Consider the following 19,720-nt stretch of genomic DNA (forward strand, 5'->3'; position numbering starts at 1 on the left):
TTGAAGCAGCTCGCCCGATGATCGAGCTACGGCGGGTCCAGGATCGGTGGCGGCGGTGTGACGTCACGGTCCGGGATTTTCCGTTCGCGCTGCTGCTGACCGTCCTGTCGCTTATGCCGGGGTTCCAGGGCAACGGGACGCAGATCGGCGACCTGCCGACCCGCCCCTACGACGTGCTGGCCGTCCTGGTGATCGCCCTCGAATGCCTTCCGCTCACCGTCCGGCGACGGTGGCCGGCCGTCTGTCTCGTCCTGGTGTCGCTCGGCTTCGCCCTCGACCAACTCTTCGCCTACCACGCGCTGGCGGGCACCGCGCTGCCCATCGCGCTCGTGAGCGCGGGCGCCCACCTGGAACGTCACCGGCGCGGCACCGTGCTCCTCCTGACGGTGGCGTACGTGCCGCTGATGGTCGCGCTCGACCGGCTCGGCTCGAACGAGAGCCTGGCAGACATCGCCCTGCTTTATCTGACGCTGGTCCTCGCGTGGGGCATCGGGACCTGGCTGCGCTCCACCAGGGCCGCCGAGGCCGAACGCCGCCGCCACCTCGCCGAGGCCACCCGCGCCGCCGAACGCACCCGCATCGCCCGCGAGCTGCACGACGTCGTGACCCACCATGTGACGGCGATGGTCGTACAGGCCGAGGCCGCACGCTACCTGACCACCGCGCCCGAACGCCTCGACACGACTCTGAGCGCCGTCACCGACACCGGCCGGCGGGCCATCGCCGACCTGCGGCACCTGCTCGACCTGCTCAACCCCGACCACGACGCCGACCTCAGGACGCCGTCCGTCGGAGACCTGCACGCGCTCGTCGAGCAGACACGCCGGGCCGGGCAGCCGGTGGAGTTCACCGAGGAGGGCGACCCTGCCGAATCGGCCGGCAGCGCCGAGTTCGTGGCCTACAGGGTCGTGCAGGAAGCCCTGACGAACGCCCTCAAATACGCCCACGGCAGCCGCACCGTGGTCAGCGTGCGCAACGGGAACATGATCACCGTGGAGGTCAGCACCGACGGCTCCGGCTCGCGGACCGGCTCGCCGGGCGGGAGCGGGCGCGGCCTGGCCGGGCTCCGCGATCGGGTCGATGCCCTGGGCGGGGAGTTCAGCGCCGACCGGCAGGCGGACGGCGGCTTCGTCGTACGGGCCCGCATCCCTGCCGGGAGCCCGTCGTGAACGCACGGACCGGGCGCTGATCCGCACCGGGTTCGCGACGATCACCGGCGCGCAGCCCAACCTCGAGGTGTCAGGGATCGCTGGGCCGCCACGATCAACCTCCTGCTGGCCACGAGCGCGGCCTGCTTCTTCTCCTCTAGCGTGTCGTCGGGGTCGCCCTGGCGCAGGACCACCCCGAGGATCAGCCGATCGCGGTCCCCGGAGGTGGGGCGGGCGGCCCACAGCAGCGCTCCGCCCGCCGGCGTGCTGGTGCCGGTCTTGAGACCGACTACTCCGGGCAGCCTGAGCAGCTTGTTGGTGTTGACGATCGTGCCCGCGACGCCCGGGACGGTGGTCTCGGTGGTGGCGACGATGTCACGCAGCACTGGGTTCTTCATGGCCTGCTTGGCCAGCTTGAGCTGATCCACCGCCGTGCTGACCGTGGTGGGCTCGTATCCGCTCGCGCCGGTGTAGGTGGTGTTCTTCATGCCCAACCTGGCGGCGGCCGCGTTCATCTTGCCGACGAAGGCCTGCTCCGAGCCGGCGTCCCAGCGAGCCAGCAGACGTGCGGCGTTGTTCCCCGAGGGGATCAGCATCAGCTCGAGGAGCTGCCGTTCGGTGAAGCTCTGGCCTTCGGCGATCGGCACCGTGGACTCGTCCTGGTTGCCTGACTCGATCGCCGCCTGCCGGTCGACCCGGATGGACGGCCCTGCGGCGTTCCTGCCGAGCGGGTGGTCGCGAAGGATCACCAGAGCGGTCATCACCTTGGTGACGCTCGCGATCGGCACGGGCCGCTGCTTGCCGTGCACCTTGAGGCTGTCCGCCTGCCCGGTGATCTCGACCGCCGCCTGCCCCGTCGACGGCCAGGGCAGACCCGACAGCCGGGCCGTCTGCAGGGCCGGGGTGCTCAGCACCGGCTCGAAGGTCGGCGACGACGCCGACTGAGCCTGGGCGTCGCTGTAGACCAGCCAGCCCCCGACGGCGAGGGCGGCGGACACGGCGACGCCGAGCACCCGCGCAGTGGGAGAAACCCGAGACGGCAAGGGCTGTTCACGTCCGGGAGACCGGGGCACCTCGGCGTGCAGTCGGTCACGGGGCCGGGGTGGCAGGGTGCGTGGTTTGTCCATGACGACCACGATTGGCGCCGAATATGCGTGCGTTGTCCGCCGGATGTCACCGTTTCTCGACGGCGGCCACCCTCGGCGCGGCCGTGACACGACCATGACACGGCGTGGACGAGGCGGGGACACGGCCGGTCGACAGTGGATGGGGCTCACCGGCGGGCTTGACCCGAAGTGGCCCTCGGCGACTTCGGCGTCGCCCTCACCAAGCGGGGCGCGACGAACCGTGCCCGAGCAGGAAGTCGCGGCAAAGGTGATCACGAAGAGGAGAAGGCGTGGCTGATAACGGAGACTGGGACCGGCGTTCGCTGTTGCGGGGCGCCGCCGTGCTGGCCGGCGCCGCCGCGACCGCGCCGCTGCTGGGCGAGGCGGCCATGGCGCAAGCCGGCAGCGGTGACGCGGACGCGCTGTTCAAGGCCGGGAAGTTCGAGCAGGCCGGCCGCGCGTACGAGGAAATCCTGAAAACAGACCCCAAGAACCTGCACGCGGCCCGCCGACGCGGCTATGTCGGGCTGCTGGCCAACCAGTTCCCCGACGCCGAAAAGTACCTCAAGGTGGCCATCGAGCTGGCGCCCGACGACAAGGAAGCCAACAGGTTCCTGGCCGACTGCTACACCCGGCAGGACAAACTCTCCCTCGCCGCACCACGCTGGCAGGCGGCCGGCGAGGAAGGCTACGCCAAATGGTTCGCGGCAGTCCGCGGGGAGCCGTACCAGATCCACGGCGACCTCGCGCGGGTGCCATGGCAGCAGATGGACCCGAGGCCGCTGGTAGCGGCCTCGCTCAACGGCGGACCGCCGAAGAGCCTCTCGTTCTACACTCGCGTCCCGTCGCTGCAGGTGTCGGGGAAGGCAGCCGAGGAAGCCGGGCTGCGCGCCGTGGCCGAGGAGCGGTTCGAGTACGAGGGCAAGACCATAACGAGCTACTACGGGGTGCTGGACTCCTTCAAGCTGGGCGGCATCGAACTGCGCAATATCCCCGTGGGCTGGTCGGACGCGGAGGACGGCCCGGAGTCGGCGGACGGATTGATCGGTACGTGGATCCTGTACCACTTCCTGACCACCATCGACTACGCGGGCCGGTCGCTGATCCTGCGCCGCAGAACCCCCGAAACGGCCAGGAAGGCACGTGCCGCTGCCAAAAAGCCCCTGCCGCTGTGGATGGCCCCTGAGCACCTCCTGTTCAGCAGGGGCAGCGTCGCCGGCTCAGGCACCCGGGTGGTGGCCCTGAACATCGGTGGAGAGAGCGAAATGGCCGTGAGCATGACCGAGGAAACGGCCAGACAGCTGCGGATCCGCACCGACTACGACCGCCCGATAGAGACTTCGGCCGGTGGCCAGTTCCTCACCGCCTACCCCTGCTACCCGAAGGAGGTCCGCCTCGGCGACGCCGCCGCCAACGACCTCTACTGTTACGCGGACAAGAGGCCCGGCGGGCCCGGCCGCGAAGGGTTCGACGTGCTGGCCAACTTCTCCCACAGCTTCTTCAAGCCCTACAACGTCACCCTCGACTTCACCGGCATGAACGTCTACATCGCCCGCGGCAAGGCCGCCTGATCGCTCCCGGCAGTCGCCGCTCAAATGAACGCGGCGAAGCCGGTGGTCTGCCAGGTGTGGCCGCGGGCGGTCACCGCGAACGCCTCCAGCCCCGGGCGCTCCTCGACCCAGTCCCGGGCGGCTTCGCCCATGGCGAAGGCGGCGGTCGCGTACGCGTCGACGGCGGTCAGGCGGGGGCCGACGAGAGTGATGGACAGCAGTTCGGCGGCGGGCAGCCCGGTGTGCGGGTCGACGATGTGCGGGCCGCGCTCGGCGCTGCCCGAGGTGGCCACGGCCAGGTCGTGGCCGGTGACCACCGTGCTGAGAGCGCCGGGCCGCAGCGGGTGGGCGATCCCGATCCGCCATGCGAACGGGTCGGGGCCGAGTTGGATGTCGCCACCGCCGTTGACGCAGTGGCGGGGCGCGCCCGCCTCCGACAACAGCAGGGACGCCCGTTCGATCGCCCATCCCTTCACCAGGCCGGACGGCTCCAAACGACCGCCGGGATAGGTCGTGAAATATCCGGCGGTCTGCTGCTCGGCCTGCGCGCACAGCGCGAGCACCTCACCCACCTCGGGCGGGCAGTCCCCCACGCCGAGCTCGCCCCGGGCCAGGCGGCTGACCACGCTGTCCGGCCGGTAGGTGGAGAAGACCTCGTCCACATGGTGCAGCCAGGCGACGGCTCTCGCCACCGCGTCATCGGCCTCATGGCGTACGTCGAAGGAGAAGACGGTGCCCATCGCCTTCTCGACGCGGCGGGTCACAGCCCGGCCCGGTCGATTGCGCTCTGCAAGGAGCTCATGTAGCCGTCACTGGTGTACGTGGCCCCGGAGACGGAGTCGATCTGCGCGCTCTGAGCGGACATGGCCTCCTGCCGCAGGATCGGCAGCGCCTCGTCGTTGATCTCGATGTCGCGCCGGTTGCCGTCCGGGGCCTGGAGCACCTGCACGTCGGTGATCTTGCCGTCGCCGACGCTGATCCGCACCTGTACGGGCCCCCACCGGGTGTCGGCGACGTCCCCATCGACCGTCCGGCTGCCCGGTGAGGCCGTTTGCCCGGCACCGGTCTGCGACGGGACCTGGGTCGCGGCGACGGCGGCGGGCCGCCGGGCGACGCCCGCGACGTCATGTGGTTTGAACGACAGCAACAGCACCAGGCCGATGGCGGTGACCACCACCGCGAGCAGCACCCTGCGCATGGCGGGACCTCCTCAGAACTCGAACGACTCGTAATGGATCCGGCGGTTCGGCACGCCCGCCGACCGCAGCGCCCTGATCGCCGACCGCGTCAGCTCCTGCGGCCCGCACACGTACACGTCGTGCTCGCGCAGATCGGGCAACAGGCGCTGGAGGCCGTCGAACAGATCCGGGGATCTGGGCCCGGTCGAGTAGTACGCCGTGGCGTCGCCGCGGGCCGCGATGATCTCCTCAAGTTCGTCCTTGAAGAGCACGTCCTCGGGTGTACGGGCGCGGTAGAGCAGCGTCACCGGTCCGGGCAGCGTCTCGAACAGAGCGCGCAGCGGGGTGATGCCGACACCGCCCGCGATCAGCAACGACCTGCCGCCCCGGCCGAGGCGCGCGGTGAACCCGCCGTACGGGCCCTCGGCGAGCACCGGGGTGCCCGGCCGCAGCCGGGCCAGGGCCGCGCTGTGGTCGCCCAGTGCCTTGACCGTGATGCGCAGCCCGCCGGCGTGGGGCACCGCCGACAGCGAGTACGGGTTCGCGGACCACCACAGCCCGCTCGCCAGGAACCGCCAGCGGAAGAACTGGCCCGGCTCGGCCCGCAGCCGCCGCAGCCCGCGCCCGGTGAGGTGAACCGAGATCACGCCGGGGGCGTCGACGGTGACGCCGGCCACGCGCAGGCGGTGCCGCGCCCACAACCGGACCGGGCCGAGGAAGCGGTACCAGACCAGCAGCGCGGCCACGCCGAGGTAAAGGGCGTACCAGGCGAGCTGGGCCAGGCGGTCGCCGGTGAACTGGGCGCCGGTCGCGAGCTGGTGCCCGAACGCCAGCCAGGCCGCCAGATAGGTGTAGAAGTGCAGGTAGAACCAGGTTTCGTAGCGCAGTCTCCGGCGCGCGGCGCGGGCCGACACCAGGGCGATCCCGAGCAGCAGCAGGCAGGCCACGGTCGCCTTCAGCACGTCGGGGAAGGACAGCACCATGGTCACCGTCTCGTCCACCACGCCGACGCGGTCGGCCACGGCGTATCCCCAGATGACGGTCAGCACGTGCGCGGTGACGAGCCCGATGACGTAACGGCCGCCCATGGCGTGCCAGCGGGCCAGCCGGTCGCTGCCCACTCCGTGCTCCAGGGCCGGAACTCTGGCCATGAGCCCGAGCAGCACCGCCAGCCCGTACCCGGCCAGCAGGCCCGTGACGCGCCCGCTCTCGGTGAGCCAGCCGTCCAGCCCCGCCACGGAGGGGGTGCCGCGCCACCACAGGGCGATGACCGCGATCGCGCCCGCCGCCACGGCCGCGAGCAGCGCCCCCGGCCGGACCCGCCCGCCCCGCGGCACCGCCGTCGTGCGAGCTGTGGCGTGAACAGTCGTCATGGGGGCTAAAGTGCCAGGCCAATCTATGTTTTTCCTCTCAAAGAGGTCTTTAAGAGGATTTTCAGAGCGAGACCGTATTTTCTGAGGAGGAGGTGAAGATGAGCATCCTGTCGCGCCCGGACGGCACGCCGATCCGCGTACTCGTCGTGGACGACGCGCCGGACCTGCTGGAAGTGCTGGAGCGGACGCTGCTCCAGGAAGGCTGGCAGGTCCGCGCGGTCGCGAGCGGGGAGGCCGCGATCAAGGAGGCCGAGAGCTTCGGGCCGGACGCGGCGATCCTGGACGTCATGCTGCCCGACCTGGACGGGCTGGAGCTGATGCGCCGGCTCAGGGAGCGGACGCCCGAGTTGTGCGTGCTGTTCCTGACCGCGCGCGACGCGGTGGAGGACCGGATAGCGGGCATCACGGCGGGCGGCGACGACTACGTGACCAAGCCCTTCAGCCTGGAGGAGGTGCTCGCCCGCCTGCGCGGGCTGCTGCGCCGGGCGGGCATGGCCCGCCAGGACGACGGCGACCGGCTCGTCGTGGGCGAGCTGTCCATGGACGAGGAGGCCCGGGAGGTGACCAGGGACGGCACGTTGATCGAGCTGACGCCGACGGAGTTCGAGCTGCTGCGGCTGCTCATGTACAACCCGCGCAGGGTGCTGACCAAGGCGCAGATCCTCGACGACGTCTGGTCGTACGACTTCGGCGGGCAGGCGCACGTGGTCGAGCTCTACATCAGCTACCTGCGCAAGAAGATCGACGCGGGCCGCCGCCCGCTGATCCACACGGTCCGCGGCGTCGGATACGTACTCAAACCGTGAACCTCCTGCCGCGCACGATCAGGGCCCGGATGATCGCCGGGCTGCTGGTGCTGCTGGCGTTCTCGTGCGCGATCCTCGGCGTCGCCACGTCGCTGGCGATGGAGCGTGTCCTGCTCGGCCGCATCGACCAGCAGCTCACCGGCTACGGCGTGCGGTTCGCCGCCAGCCTCGAGCACGGCGAGGACACGCGCGGGCAGGCCAAGGGCATGTTCGGCGCGCGGCTGGTCGACGGGCGCGTCACCCAGGTGGGGGTCGTGGCCCGGGAGGCCGCGCTCCCGGTGAAGCTGAGCCCTCAGGACGAGCAGGCGCTCGCCGCCCTGCCGGTCGGCGGGCCTCCGGAGACCCTGGACCTGTCCGCCCTGGACGACTATCGGGTCCACGCCGTCGCCGGCCGGGACGGGGACGTGCTGGTCACCGGCCTCTCCCTGCACGAGGTCGAGGAGGCCGTGGGGCGGCTGCAGCTGCTCGAGCTGTCGATGTTCACCGGCACGCTCGCCGTCGCCGGTGTCGTGGGCGCCGTCTGGGTACGCCTGTCGCTGCGCCCTCTGCGACGCATCGCCACGACCGCCCGCAGGGTCAGCGAGCTGCCCCTGGACAGCGGCGAGGTGACCCTGGCCGAACGCGTACCCGACACCGACCCCCGAACCGAGACCGGCCTGGTGGGAGCCGCGTTCAACCGCATGCTGGGCCGCGTGGAGACCGCTCTCACCCGCAGGCACGTGGTCGAGCAGCGGCTTCGCACCTTCGCCGCCGACGCCAGCCACGAGCTCCGCACGCCGCTCGCGGCGATCCGCGGCCACGCCGAACTCGCGCTACGCGACGGCGGGCAGATGTCAGCTGACGTACGGCACGCGCTGAGCCGGATCGACGCCGAGTCGGGACGGATGAGCGAGCTCGTCGACGAGCTGCTCCTGCTGGTCCGCCTCGACGAGGGGCGCCCGCTGGCCAGGGAGGAGGTCGACCTGACCCGCCTGGCCATCGAGGCCACGGGCGACGCGCGGGCCGCCGCCCCCGGCCACCGCTGGCGGCTGGAGCTGCCGGAGGATCCGATCACGGTGACCGGCGACCCGCTCCGGCTGCACCAGGTGCTCGCCAACCTGCTGAGCAACGCCGGCGTCCACACGCCGGACGGCACCACCGTCACCGTGGCCGTCCGCCGGCTGCCTGACGAAGTGCTGGTCAGCGTCACGGACGACGGTCCCGGCATACCGGCCGACCTCTCGGAGGAGATCTTCGAACGGTTCTCCCGCGCGGACCCCGGCCGGTCGCGCGCCACCGGCGGGGCAGGGCTCGGCCTGGCCATCGTCCGGGCCGTGATGGCCGCCCACGGCGGTTCGGTGGACGTGCTGAGCCACCCGGGGCGGACCGAGTTCCGACTGCTCCTGCCTGCCGGCTGAGTTGTCAGTCGGCCTGGTGGAGTGGAGAATTCCAACATCGCAACAGCTCGGCGATGCCGAACGTCCACCTAGGTGCGGTGCCTCATGAGTGACACGCCGAACGCCGGGAACGGGAAGTACGAAGGTGCGGTCCCGGCGACAACCGGCGGGTTCTTGATCCTCGCCGGGGTGCTCGTGCTGGTCTGGACAACCGGATCATGGGTGCACAAGCTGAGCGACTGGAGCGATCAGGGGTTCTTCGACGCCTCCATCGGCCAGATCGTGGGGACCTTGGCCGGTGGGGCAGCCAAGTACTTCGTCATCGTTGCTGTTCCAGTGCTCCTATGGCGTTCAGGTCGCGTGATCCCTCGCCCTCAGTACCGTCGTTTGAGCCTGGGACTGTTGGCGCTCGGCCTTGCCTGTCTGGGGTTCGCCCTGGTCGTGAAGAGCGATGGTCCTGTTGCGACCTGGCCTGAGTGGCTCCTGATCTCCCTGATCGTGCATCCGACCTTGTCCGGTGTGCTCGGATTGGGCCACTGCGCTCTGCTCACCCGGCGGGAGCGCACCAACCTCCGGTCCTAAGCCGTGAATACAGTGGGTGTTTGTGCTTTACGGCAGATCTGCGGAAATCAGCGCACTCGACGAGGTGATCGCGCGGGCTCGCGACGGTTCTGGTGGCGCGGTGGCGTTGCGGGGCGAGGCAGGCGCGGGCAAGACCGCCTTGCTCGACGCGGCGGCCGCGCGCGGTGGTGCGATGCGGGTGTTGCGGGCCACCGGCGTTGAGTCCGAGTCCGACCTCGCGTTCGCGGCGCTGCACCAGGTGCTGTGGCCGGTGACCGGTTCGCTCGACGCGCTGCCCGAGCCGCAGCGCGATGCCGTGCGCGCGGCCCTGGGGCTTGCGGCGGGCAGCGTCGGCGATCGGTTCCTGGCGGGGGCCGGTGTGCTCTCGCTGCTGGCCGAGGCCGCCGCCCCGGACGGGCTGATTTGCGTGGTCGACGACTTCCAGTGGGTCGACCAGGCCTCGGCCGACGCGTTGCTGTTCGCCGCCAGGCGGCTGGGGACGGAACGGATCGCCATGTTGTTCGCCGTGCGCGGGGACGTTCCGGTCAAGGGCGTGCCGCTGACATTGGACGTGCGCGGCCTGCCCGAGTCCGCGGCGGCCGAGCTGCTGGAGTCCCGCTACCGTGTGCTGCCCGCCCATGTGGCACGGGAGCTCGTCACGCTGACCCGCGCGAACCCGCTCGCCCTCGGCGAGATCCCGGCCCGTCTGACCCCCGCGCAGCTCGCCGGACGCGAACCGCTGCCCGACCCGTTGCCCGGTGGTGCCCGGCTCTTCGGCGATCAGGTGGCCGCGTTGTCCGCTCCTGCTCGGCTGGTCGCCCTGGTCGCCGCCGTGGAGGCCGACCTCGACCTGGTCCTGCGCGCCACCGACCGGCTGTTCGCCGAGAGCACGGGGGGCGGGGTTGGGCGGGTGGCGTTGGCCGAGCTGGAGGAGAACGGGCTGGCCGGGGTGTCGGGCACGAGCGTGCGCTTCCGTCATCCGCTCATCCGATCCGCGATCCACGAGGCGGCCGGTCCCGCCGACGTCCGCCGGGTGCACGCCGTACTGGCGGAGCTGACCACGGACGACCGTCGCGCCTGGCACCTGGCCGGAGCCGCCCTGGGGCAGGACGAGCGGGTCGCCGCCGCGCTGGTGGCCGCCGCGGAGCGGGCGCGCGACCGCGCCGGGTACGGCACCGCCGCCACGGCCCTGGCCAGGGCCGCCGAGCTGACCCCCGAGCCGTGCGCGCGTGCCGTCCGCCTGAAGGACGCCGCCATCGCTGCCTGGCTCGGCGGCCGCCCGGGACAGGCGGAGTCGCTGCTGGCCGAGGCTCGCGAACAGACCGGCGAGGATGCCGCTCTCGCCATGGAGATCGCTCAGCTCCGGGGCCGGTTCGAGCTGAACTCGGGCAACGCCGCCGAGGCCGTACGGATCCTGTCGGCGGGTGAAAGCCTGGACATGCTGGCCGACGCCTCAGAGGCGGCCTCGTACGTCGGCGACACGGCGGCCATCGTCGAGCTCGGCCGGAGGGCGGCAGCGCACCCCGAGGGTTTCCTACGGGACACGGTGGCCGGGATCGGCCTGACGCTGGACGGCGACGATGCCGGGCCGGGCCTGCTGCGGCGGGCGCTGGCCCGGGTCGGCGAGCTGGAGGACGCGGCGGGATACCTGTGGGCGACGGCTGCGGCCAGCTACCTGGGCGAGGCAGACCTGGCCGCCGAGCTGGCCGGTCGGGCCGGGCGGGTGGCCAGGGTGTCGGGGATGAGCGGGCAGTTGCCGGTCGTGCTGGAGTTCGTGGCGACGGCCGAGCGCATCGCGGGGCGGCTGGCGCGCAGCCAGGCCGTCTCCGAGGAGGGCCTGGCGCTGGCCCGGGAGGCCGGGTACGAGAACACGGTGGCCGCGCACCTGGCCAACCTGGCGGTGCTGGCGGCGCTGCGCGGCGAGGAGGAGCCCTGCGAACGGCAGGCCCGCGAGGCGCTGGCCATCGCCATCCCACATCGGGTGGGATTGCGCGCGGGAGTGGCCGCATACGCGCTGGCGATGCTCGACCTGTGCCTGGGCCGCTACGCGGCGGCGCACGACCGTTTCACGGCCGTCGCCGCGGCGGGACCGGGCGCCGGGCATCCGACCGTGGTGTGGCGGATGGCGCCGGACCGCATCGAGGCCGCCGTGGGTGCGGGCGACGAGGCGGCCGCACGGGCGGCGCTGACCGCGTACGAGCAGTGGTCGACGCACGCCGCCACGGCCGAGTCGCACGCGCTGCTGGCCCGCTGCCGGGGCCTGGTCGAGTCGTCCGAGCACGCCTTCGGCGAGGCGCTGCGGCTGCACACCAACCCGTTCGAGGCGGCCAGGACGGCCCTGCTGATGGGCGAGCGCCTGCGTCGCGCGCATCGGCCGGGCGAGGCGCGGGCGCGGCTGCGGATGGCGTGGGAGACGTTCGAGCAGGCGGGTGCCCGGCCTTGGGCGCGGCGCGCGCAGGAGGAGTTGCGCGCGGCGGGCGAGAGCGGGCAGGCCCCGCCCGCGGCCGTGTTCGACGCGCTGACCCCACAGGAGCTGCGCATCGCCAGCCTGGTCGCCGACGGGATGTCGAGCAAGCAGATCGCCGCCCAGCTCTTCCTGAGCCCGCGTACGGTCGAGTATCACCTGTACAAGATCTATCCGAAGCTGGGCATCAGCTCCCGTACGGAGCTGGCGCGACTAGTAGTTCTACAGAAGGCACCCGTAGCCGAAGACGACATGCTCTGAGACATGCAAAACGTGAACATCTGGAGCGAAGAGTTCGGCGCCGACACGGATGCGCCGATCCTGTTGATCATGGGTTCGATGTCGCAGGGCATCCTGTGGCCGGACGAGTTCGTCGGCCGCCTGACCGCCGGAGGCCGCCGGGTGATCCGGTACGACCATCGCGACACCGGCATGTCGGGCACCGTCGACTTCGCGGCGGAGCCGTACACATGGGACGACATCAAGAACGACGTCTACCGCGTGATGGACGCCCATGGCTTGGAGAGCGCGCACCTGGTCTGCCACTCGGCGGGCGGCCTGCTCGGCCAGTTCGTGGCCGTGGAGCGGCCGGAGCGGGTTCGTTCGCTGACCGTCATCGGCTCCTCCCCGCTCGGCGGCGGCGAAGGCCAGGTGATCATGCGGGCCCTGATGGGACAGCCGCAGCCCGAGGGGAGCCTGCCGGAGCCGGCGCCGGAGTTCGTGGCCTTCTACCGTACGTTGATGGCCGCCCCGCCACCGGCGGACCGGCGCGCGCAGATCGACGGCATGATCGCCGAGCAGCGCCTGCTGCACGGCACCGCGTTGCCCTTCGACGAGGACGCGGCGCGGCGCCTGCAGGAACGGGTCTACGACCGGGCCCGCGACCTGTCGGCGGTGGCCAACCACCGGCTGGCCGCCATGGCCAAGCCCGACTTCGAGCCGGTGGGCGTGCTCCATCAGGTGAAGGCGCCCACACTGGTCATCGAGGGCAGCCACGAGCCGGCCAAGCCGGGCCACAGCGCGATCATCGCGGAGCAGATCCCGGGTGCACGGCTGGTGATCGTGGCGGGCATGGGGCACACGCTGCCGCCGGAGGTGCACGAGGAGTTGGCCGCCGCCATCCTCGCGCACACGGCCGGGTGACGCGCCGTCGGCGGCACGGCTTTGCGTCTTGCGGGGCGAGACCGCGTGATGGCATGGCGACCGTACCTCGACGGGTTTGACCTTGACGCTGCGTCAACTTCTAGCATCGGGGCCATGTCCATCACCGTTCTTGACACCTACTCCGCCATGCGGCGGATCCTGCTGGCCCCGGTCGCGGACCGCGTTGACCTGCTGCGTTCGATGCTGGAGGCCAACCGGGGCATGTACCGCTACAGCCCCGGTGAGGTCGACCTGGTCGCCGTGCACCTCGAAGCGTCCGGGTTCCCCCTCGACCGCGACGAGGAGCGTTGCCTCGACGCGCTCGAAACCCTGGCGGCGGCCGGAGCCTGGGAGCGGATGCAACGCGCCCTCGACGACGCTCTCACCGTGCTGCTGGAAGCGACGCCGGGGCTGGAGGCCCCGGACATCACCGTGCTGTTCGTCCTCGGCGATCCGGGTGACGAACACTTCATGGGTCCCTGCAAGGGATTGACCGGGTTCGGCGGCATCTCGGGCCACATCGCCATCACGTTCTGGCCCTTCCCCGAGAACGTGGAGCGCCTGGAGGCCACCGCCGTGCACGAACTCAACCACAACCTGCGCTACAGCCCGGGCGGGGTCGTGTGGGACCCGATGACCGTCACAGTCGGCGAGCACATCGTCGGCGAGGGCCTGGCCGACGCCTTCGCCCGCCAGCTCTACGGCGACGAGCTCGGCCCCGCCCGCATCGGCGTGCCGCACCTGCACGACGACGAGGTCTTCGGCAAGGTGCTCACCGGGCTCGACGTGACAGGCATGCAGAACTTCACCGCCTGGGTGCACGGCGACCCCAGCGCCGAGCGCTTCGGCCTCACCCCGGTGGGACTGCCGATGGGCGCCGGTTACGCCGCGGGCAACCGGCTGGTCGACGCCTACCTGGCGGCGACCGGACAGACGGCGGCGCAGGCCCTGCACGCCGACAGCTCGGAGATCATCGCGACCACGCTCCGCCGCGGGTAACACTGGAACGATGGAGTGGACGATCCAGGAACTCGCGGCGAGGGCCGGCATCACCAGCCGCACCCTGCGTCACTACGACCGCTTCGGGCTCTTGGCCCCGTCCCGCGTCGGCGCGAACGGGTACCGCTACTACAACGCCACCGCGGTCGCCCGGCTCCAGCGGATCCTGCTCATGCGCCGGCTCGGCATGAGCTTGCCGGCCATCGCCGAGGTCCTGGCCGACGAGGTGAACACGTGCGACGGGCTCCGCGCCCACATCGCCGCGCTGGAAGAGGAGCGGGACCGCATCGAACGGCAGATCCGGTCTGTGCGTCACACGCTCGAAGCCCTGCAGGCGGGGGCGGAACCGCGGATGGACGTCATGTTGGCGGGGTTCAACGACCGCTACAAGGACGAGGTGATCTCACGCTGGGGCGAGCGCGCGTTCCAGGTGAGCAACGACTGGTGGCACGGCAAGACCCTTGACCAGCAGCGGGTCTGGAAGCAGGCCGCCGAGGACCTCGTCGCCGCATGGGTCGCCGCGGTGAAGGCCGGGGTTTCTCCGACCTCCGAACACGCCCAGTCACTGGCCGCCCGGCACGTCCAGTGGCTGAGCCGGATCCCGGGCACTCCAACGGCCGACGGCGACCGGGAGCGCTCGATCGAGATGGTGAAATGCCTGGGGGACATGTACGTCGACGACCCCCGTTTCTCCGCCATGTACGACGACGCCGCGGGGGCGATGTTCGTCCGCGACGCACTGCAGGCGTACGCGCGGACCCGGATGTAGCTCGTACGGCTGGATGGCGCTGACACCCACTCGCTGGGGCCGCGCAGGAGCCCGGCCGCGCGTCAGGGACCGTCGAGGCTCGACAGCCCGTTGACCGCGATCTCGATCCCCCGCCGGCCGGCGGCCAGGACGTCCTCGTTGGAGCCGCCCTGCTGCTGGGCGACCAGCCCCGCCACGGCGAGTGCGCCCAGGAAGCTGCCGACCGCCGCGCCCGCCGCCACGGGATCCAGCTCGGGGTAGACCTCGCACAGGGCCTCGGCCAGCAGGGGCTGCCCCTCGAGCATGAGCGTCAGCCCGCGTGCCCGCAGCGCGGGCTCGGTGAACACCAGCCGCGCCCGCAGCGGCGACAGCGAGAAGTCCAACTCGTCGTCCTCGGCCAGGCCGCGCACCAGGGCCTCGAACATCCGGCTCAGCAGATCTCCCAGGGGCTCTCCCGGTTTCCGCCCGGCGATCACCTCGCGCATGACCTGCCAGCGATCCCCGGCCTGCAGAAAGAGCACATCCTCCTTGCTGGCGAAGTACGCGAAGAAGGTCCTGGGCGCCACGTCGGCCGCCGCGGCGATCTCGGCGATGGTGGTCTGCTCGTAGCCCCGCTCGCCGAACAGCCGCACCGCGGCCTCCAGCAGCGCGCGGCGGGTGCGGACCTTCTTGCGTTCGCGATGGCCTTCCACGGCGTCACCCTATCGCAAGCCCTGCGTTTATGCATAGGTTGCAATTTCGCAGTCTGTGCGCTTTTCTGGGAGGCATGGAAACCCTCAAAGCGCTGCCGCTCGAGCGGGAGGACCCGTTCCAGCCGCCGACCGTGCTGAAAGAGCTCCACGGATCGCTGCACCCGATGACCTACGCCGACGGGCGGCCCGGCTGGCTGGTCACCGGCTACACCGAGGCACGCGCGGTGCTCGACGACCCGCGCTTCAGCAACACCCAGCAGGGCGCCGCGCCGCCGATCAAGGAGCTGGCGCCGCCCGAGGGGCTGACGGATCTGGTGATCCCGCCAGGCTTCTTCATCGCGATGGACGACCCCGAGCACTCCCGCTACCGCAGGCTGCTGACCGGGCACTTCAGCATGCGGAAGATGCGGAGGCTGGAGCCCAGGATCCAGGAGATCATCGACGGTCAGCTCGACGAGATGGCCCGCTCGGGAGCTCCCGCGGACCTCGTCCACGCGTTCGCGCTGCCGATCCCGTCGCTGGTGATCTGCGAGCTGCTCGGCGTGCCGTACGACGAGCGTTCACGCTTCCAGGACACCACCGCGCAGGCGGTGAACCTCGACAACTCCATCGAACAGCGGGGCGCCGCGGCCGCCGAGCTGATGGGCTACCTCTCCGAGCTGGTCGGACGCAAGCGGGCCGAACCCGGCCAGGATCTGCTCAGCGAGCTGGCCACCGGTGGCGAGCTGAACCACGAGGAGCTCACCGGGGTGGCCACGCTGCTGCTGACCGCCGGGCACGAGACCACCGCGAACATGCTGAGCCTGGGCACGTTCCTGCTGCTGTGCCGCCCCGAGCAGGCGGACCTCGTACGCACCGATCCCGGTGTCGCGGAGACCGCGGTCGAGGAGCTTATGCGCTACCTCAGCGTCACGCACGTCGGCCCGATCCGGGTCGCCAGGGCCGACGTGCCGCTCGCCGGGCAGACGATCAAAGCCGGAGAGACCGTGACAATCTGCCTCCCGGTCGTCAACCGGGACGCGACCCGCTTCCCCGCCCCCGACCGCTTCGACGTCACCCGCCAGGCCGGGCAGCAGCTGGGCTTCAGTCACGGCATCCACCAGTGCCTGGGCCAGCAACTGGCCCGGATGGAGATGCGGCTGGCCTACCCGGCGCTGCTGCGCCGCTTCCCCACGCTGCGGCTGGCCGTACCGGCCGAGCAGGTGCCGCTGCGACCGCGAGCCTCCATCTACGGCGTGGCCGCCCTGCCGGTCACCTGGTAGTGGCACCCACGGGTGCGACTGTGGACGGCGGGCGGACCAGGGCGCAGCTCGCACCCGTGGATAACGCAACCTCGACCCGGCTCGTGTCCGGTACTGAACACACAGCGCCAGAAGGGTGTGAACGATGAAGGTATGTCTGGTCACCGGAGCCTCGTCCGGGATCGGTATGACGACCGCGCTCGACCTGCTGCGGGCGGGTCACGTGGTCTACGGCGCCGCCCGTCGCGTGCACAAGATGGGGGCCATCCGCGCCGCCGGCGGCCACGCGCTCCAGATGGACGCGCGCTCTCATGAGGACCTCGACCGGGCGGTCGACACCGTCCTCACGCAGCAGGGGCGGATCGACGTCCTGGTCAACAACGCCGGCACGGTCCTGCACGGCGCCGTCGAGGACGTGCCGCTGGACCAGGCGCGCGACCAGTTCGAGGTCAACCTCTTCGCGCCGGCCAGGCTCGTCCAGCTCGTCCTGCCGCACCTGCGCGCGCAGCGGTCCGGCACGATCGTCAACGTCTCCTCGATCGGCGGCGAGATCGCACTGCCGCTCGGCTCCTGGTACTACGCCGCCAAACACGCACTCGAGGCCTTCTCGGACACGCTGCGCATGGAGGTCGAGCCGTTCGGGATCAACGTTGTGATCATCCAGCCCGGCATCATCAGGACCGAGTTCGAGGACCACACCGCCGCCCAACTGCGGGAGATCTCCGGCAACGGCGCCTATCGCGCCATGGCAGAGGCCATGGCCCAGCGCAGCGAGACGGGCCTCGACAACGGCTCCGACTCCGACGTCGTCGCACAGGTCATCCGGGAGGCGATCGAGTCCGATCAGCCGGAAACCCGCTACGCGGTCGGCTGGATGGCGGACAAGCTCCTGGAACTCAACCGGGCACTGCCGGACCGCGAGTTCGACAAGCTCGCCACCCGCACGCTCAAGTAGCGGATCCGTCACCCCTCCCTCGTCGTACGGGGGCGGGGGGATAGCCTGCGGTGCGCGATGCGCCACCCGGCACCCCGCGTGCGACAACGCCGCGCCCTACAAGGTCGTCAACCGGTCCTCGACCCCGATCCGGTAGCTCGCAGCGGTGGCCGGCGAGCGTGCTCGTGAGCGGTTGTGTGCGGCTGTTGCAGTACGCGTTGCAGTAAGGCCAGCCCTTGGTCCTTTCCCTCGTCCCCCTTGGAACTGCCGATCCCCGGCGATCATCCCGGAGCCGAGGCCCGCGCCGGAAGCATCAGTTCCCCTTGTCGCGATGCTCGGTGATGGCGCAGGCGATCGCTCCGAGCATGGCGATCATTGCTATCTGGAGGAGGGAGGCACCTTTGCCCTGTTCTCCGTTGAGGGCGAGGAACCCTCCGACGAAAAGGCCGGCGATGCCGACTGTGAGAAAGACGTTTCGGCCTGTGAGCCCAAAGAGTTGAAGCACTGGGCGATGCTATGGCAGGTGCTTTGAGAGCTCATTGTCAGCGAGCCGGCCACCAACGCGATACGCCACTCGGCCAGGAAACGCCCCGCATCATGATCGGTTGCGGGTGTGTTCTGCCGGACCTCTGTCCTACGGTGTGCGGTCCCCATATTTGGCGATGATCGAGCTGAGAGAGCGTGGGGCTGACGGCATCTCCTGCCCCAGTGGATCTGGTGAGGTGACTCCAGTGTGTACCGATCGCACCCATTCGTCATCGACCACAGCCCGACATAGCGCTTCGGCGGTGATGAGCGTGGCGAGATCGTAACGGTTCTCCCAGGTCTCCCGACCCGCTGGGCCGGCGGCGATCCATCGCTCGACACTGGCGAGATCAGGAATTGGATCCCAGCCCCAATCCATCATGTCGAATTTGACCACCAGGCCACTTTCCGTGCGATAAGAGACCAACGCTGGGGCGTCATCGATCCATACAGCGCTCAGGCAGGGGCCGTACTGCGCCAGAATGGGAAGAGCTCCATCGGTGACAGAATCGACGCGGTAGTCCATGATGACGGTGCCGTTGCCGAGACGCCCGATGAGCATGCTGACGTCGTCAGCGTTGAAGCGTGCCGGCTGAGTGCTCTCGGGTGAGATGCCGTACGCCGCCAGGACGTCGTCAATCTTGGTGGCGGAACACCACGTCAAGTCGACCACCAGCCGAGTTCGCAGGCGAAACCACTCGCTGTAGGTTGAGTCGATCACGGACGTTTCCTCTCAGCTGACAACTCCGCCATGGGCCACGCTCGATGATCTTCGCCGATCGGTGCGCCGTCTACCACCAGAAGGCCACAGCTACCATCCCGGCGCCGACCTCTCCGCCACCTCGGACGCTTCCCCGCACGGCGATCAGCCAGGTTGCCGGTGAGCCAGCGTGAGGAACGAACCCTGGCTCGTCCGAACACGTATGGCGGCGGGTCACGCCGTGGCGATCGTAAGGGCTGCACCTGCGCGGCGGTATGGCAATCCAGTCGGAGCGTTCGATCAGTACGGCGCGGTAGGCGTGCTCCTACCGCGTCGCCGTCCTCAAGGCCGGACACCTCGCGCCGACCTTCCCCCGCCGTGATCCACAGGCCATCCCGATCCCGGCCGTCCCGTCCGTCGGACCGGTCGAGGTCGGCACGCGCGAAGACGGCACACCGCCGCATCGCTACTCAAGAAGCTCGGAGTCGCGCCACGCGATGCGATGGAGATCCTCAGCCATAGCCGCATCTCGGTCACGGTGGAGATCTACACGCACGGCGACAGTGAAGGCCGCAGGTCAGCGACCTGTTCGGGTAGGACCGTTGCAGTAAAATGCCCCGAAGCGTGATCGCTTCGGGGCGTTTTCATTGGACGCCTCACCAGGCCATCACACCCCCGAGCGGACCTGCTGGTGATCCCCCATCGGCGGCCCGGAGTCGATCATTCGCCCGCCGAGTCTCGCCAGTTGGCCAACTGGCAGGTTGTGGGCCTTCCAACTCTCGCACGGAAGATTGAGGTTAGAGGGCGACGACCCACGCATCAACGACATGGCAGCCATTTGGCTGCCCCCAGACCGCAGAAGTTGGCCCCGGCCTCTGATTAGTGCTTTTGTACACCACGGGACCATCGATGTTTCTCGTGTATGGCCAGTGTGCTGAGTTGCATTGGACCCGTACGTGATAGCTACCGAATCCCTCAAAGCACTGAGCATATCCCATGTTGGCTTCCGGATCGGGCGCCGCGTCGCAATTCCATACTTCAGCCTGAGCAGTTGGGACCCCTAGTACGGATGTGAGGCAGAGGGTCGCGCCAAGCACTGACATGCCGATCATTGTCTTTTTGAAAAGATTCATATCTTTCTCGCCTCATGGTTCGTGCATGGAGTTACCGCAGTCG

Annotated in this window: 18 protein-coding genes; 12 read left to right on the forward strand and 6 right to left on the reverse strand. The window is 70.1% G+C overall.

Annotated elements, in window-relative coordinates; translation table 11 throughout:
* Positions 1-17 precede the first annotated feature (17 nt).
* On the forward strand, positions 18-1,169 hold the full coding sequence (locus ABZS69_RS48815) for a histidine kinase (RefSeq protein ID WP_355386184.1): 1,152 nt from the start codon (positions 18-20) through the stop codon (positions 1,167-1,169).
* A gap of 41 nt (positions 1,170-1,210) precedes the next feature.
* Here ABZS69_RS48815 and ABZS69_RS48820 read toward each other — a convergent pair whose 3' ends face one another.
* Positions 1,211-2,161: a serine hydrolase gene (locus ABZS69_RS48820; protein ID WP_355386187.1), complete on the reverse strand. Its 951-nt coding sequence runs from the start codon at positions 2,159-2,161 to the stop codon at positions 1,211-1,213.
* 383 nt (positions 2,162-2,544) lie between these two features.
* Between ABZS69_RS48820 and ABZS69_RS48825 the strand changes: the two genes are divergently transcribed.
* Positions 2,545-3,825, forward strand: a complete 1,281-nt coding sequence (locus ABZS69_RS48825) for a tetratricopeptide repeat protein (protein WP_355386190.1) — start codon at positions 2,545-2,547, stop codon at positions 3,823-3,825.
* Between the two features lie 20 nt (positions 3,826-3,845).
* On the opposite strand, the gene ABZS69_RS48830 is transcribed toward ABZS69_RS48825, so the two are convergent.
* From ABZS69_RS48830 to ABZS69_RS48840, 3 genes are read right to left on the reverse strand one after another with little or no spacing between them, the layout of a single operon-like run.
* Entirely contained in the window at positions 3,846-4,568 is a 723-nt protein-coding gene (locus ABZS69_RS48830; protein ID WP_355386193.1) for an FAD:protein FMN transferase, read from the reverse strand.
* Complete coding sequence (locus ABZS69_RS48835; RefSeq protein ID WP_355386196.1) at positions 4,565-5,002, reverse strand: FMN-binding protein; 438 nt, start codon at positions 5,000-5,002, stop codon at positions 4,565-4,567. Before ABZS69_RS48835 ends, ABZS69_RS48830 begins: the two co-directional genes overlap by 4 nt.
* Before the next feature lie 12 nt (positions 5,003-5,014).
* Positions 5,015-6,355, reverse strand: a complete 1,341-nt coding sequence (locus ABZS69_RS48840; RefSeq protein ID WP_355386199.1) for a ferredoxin reductase family protein — start codon at positions 6,353-6,355, stop codon at positions 5,015-5,017.
* A gap of 98 nt (positions 6,356-6,453) precedes the next feature.
* On the opposite strand from ABZS69_RS48840, the gene ABZS69_RS48845 reads away from it, so the two are divergent.
* The 7 genes from ABZS69_RS48845 to ABZS69_RS48875 all read left to right on the forward strand — a co-directional run bounded on the left by ABZS69_RS48845 (position 6,454) and on the right by ABZS69_RS48875 (position 14,473).
* A complete protein-coding gene (locus ABZS69_RS48845) occupies positions 6,454-7,161 on the forward strand; it encodes a response regulator transcription factor (protein ID WP_355386202.1) in 708 nt (235 codons plus the stop codon).
* Positions 7,158-8,558: an ATP-binding protein gene (locus tag ABZS69_RS48850; RefSeq protein WP_355386205.1), complete on the forward strand. Its 1,401-nt coding sequence runs from the start codon at positions 7,158-7,160 to the stop codon at positions 8,556-8,558. Before ABZS69_RS48845 ends, ABZS69_RS48850 begins: the two co-directional genes overlap by 4 nt.
* A gap of 84 nt (positions 8,559-8,642) precedes the next feature.
* Positions 8,643-9,119: a hypothetical protein gene (locus tag ABZS69_RS48855; RefSeq protein ID WP_355386208.1), complete on the forward strand. Its 477-nt coding sequence runs from the start codon at positions 8,643-8,645 to the stop codon at positions 9,117-9,119.
* Between the two features lie 22 nt (positions 9,120-9,141).
* Positions 9,142-11,823 carry an AAA family ATPase gene (locus ABZS69_RS48860; RefSeq protein ID WP_355386211.1) on the forward strand — a complete coding sequence of 894 codons (2,682 nt, stop codon included), beginning with the start codon at positions 9,142-9,144 and terminating at the stop codon, positions 11,821-11,823.
* A gap of 3 nt (positions 11,824-11,826) precedes the next feature.
* Positions 11,827-12,705, forward strand: coding sequence for an alpha/beta fold hydrolase (locus ABZS69_RS48865; RefSeq protein ID WP_355386214.1), 879 nt, complete (start codon positions 11,827-11,829; stop codon positions 12,703-12,705).
* Positions 12,706-12,819: 114 nt separating this feature from the next.
* Positions 12,820-13,704 carry a DUF2268 domain-containing putative Zn-dependent protease gene (locus ABZS69_RS48870; RefSeq protein ID WP_355386218.1) on the forward strand — a complete coding sequence of 295 codons (885 nt, stop codon included), beginning with the start codon at positions 12,820-12,822 and terminating at the stop codon, positions 13,702-13,704.
* Between the two features lie 10 nt (positions 13,705-13,714).
* Positions 13,715-14,473 carry a MerR family transcriptional regulator gene (locus tag ABZS69_RS48875; RefSeq protein ID WP_355386221.1) on the forward strand — a complete coding sequence of 253 codons (759 nt, stop codon included), beginning with the start codon at positions 13,715-13,717 and terminating at the stop codon, positions 14,471-14,473.
* Between the two features lie 62 nt (positions 14,474-14,535).
* On the opposite strand, the gene ABZS69_RS48880 is transcribed toward ABZS69_RS48875, so the two are convergent.
* Positions 14,536-15,144: a helix-turn-helix domain-containing protein gene (locus tag ABZS69_RS48880; RefSeq protein WP_355386224.1), complete on the reverse strand. Its 609-nt coding sequence runs from the start codon at positions 15,142-15,144 to the stop codon at positions 14,536-14,538.
* Between the two features lie 74 nt (positions 15,145-15,218).
* Between ABZS69_RS48880 and ABZS69_RS48885 the strand changes: the two genes are divergently transcribed.
* The 3 genes from ABZS69_RS48885 (at position 15,219) to ABZS69_RS48895 (ending at position 17,851) form a co-directional block, all read left to right on the forward strand.
* Entirely contained in the window at positions 15,219-16,406 is a 1,188-nt protein-coding gene (locus ABZS69_RS48885) for a cytochrome P450 (RefSeq protein WP_355386227.1), read from the forward strand.
* A gap of 124 nt (positions 16,407-16,530) precedes the next feature.
* Positions 16,531-17,340: an oxidoreductase gene (locus ABZS69_RS48890; RefSeq protein ID WP_355386230.1), complete on the forward strand. Its 810-nt coding sequence runs from the start codon at positions 16,531-16,533 to the stop codon at positions 17,338-17,340.
* Positions 17,341-17,650: 310 nt separating this feature from the next.
* On the forward strand, positions 17,651-17,851 hold the full coding sequence (locus ABZS69_RS48895; protein WP_355386233.1) for a hypothetical protein: 201 nt from the start codon (positions 17,651-17,653) through the stop codon (positions 17,849-17,851).
* A 102-nt stretch (positions 17,852-17,953) separates the two neighbouring features.
* Here the strand turns inward: ABZS69_RS48895 and ABZS69_RS48900 are convergent, their stop codons facing one another.
* On the reverse strand, positions 17,954-18,565 hold the full coding sequence (locus ABZS69_RS48900; RefSeq protein WP_355386236.1) for a hypothetical protein: 612 nt from the start codon (positions 18,563-18,565) through the stop codon (positions 17,954-17,956).
* Positions 18,566-19,720 lie beyond the last annotated feature (1,155 nt).

The organism is Nonomuraea sp. NPDC005650 (assembly GCF_040605375.1).
Taxonomy (GTDB): domain Bacteria; phylum Actinomycetota; class Actinomycetes; order Streptosporangiales; family Streptosporangiaceae; genus Nonomuraea.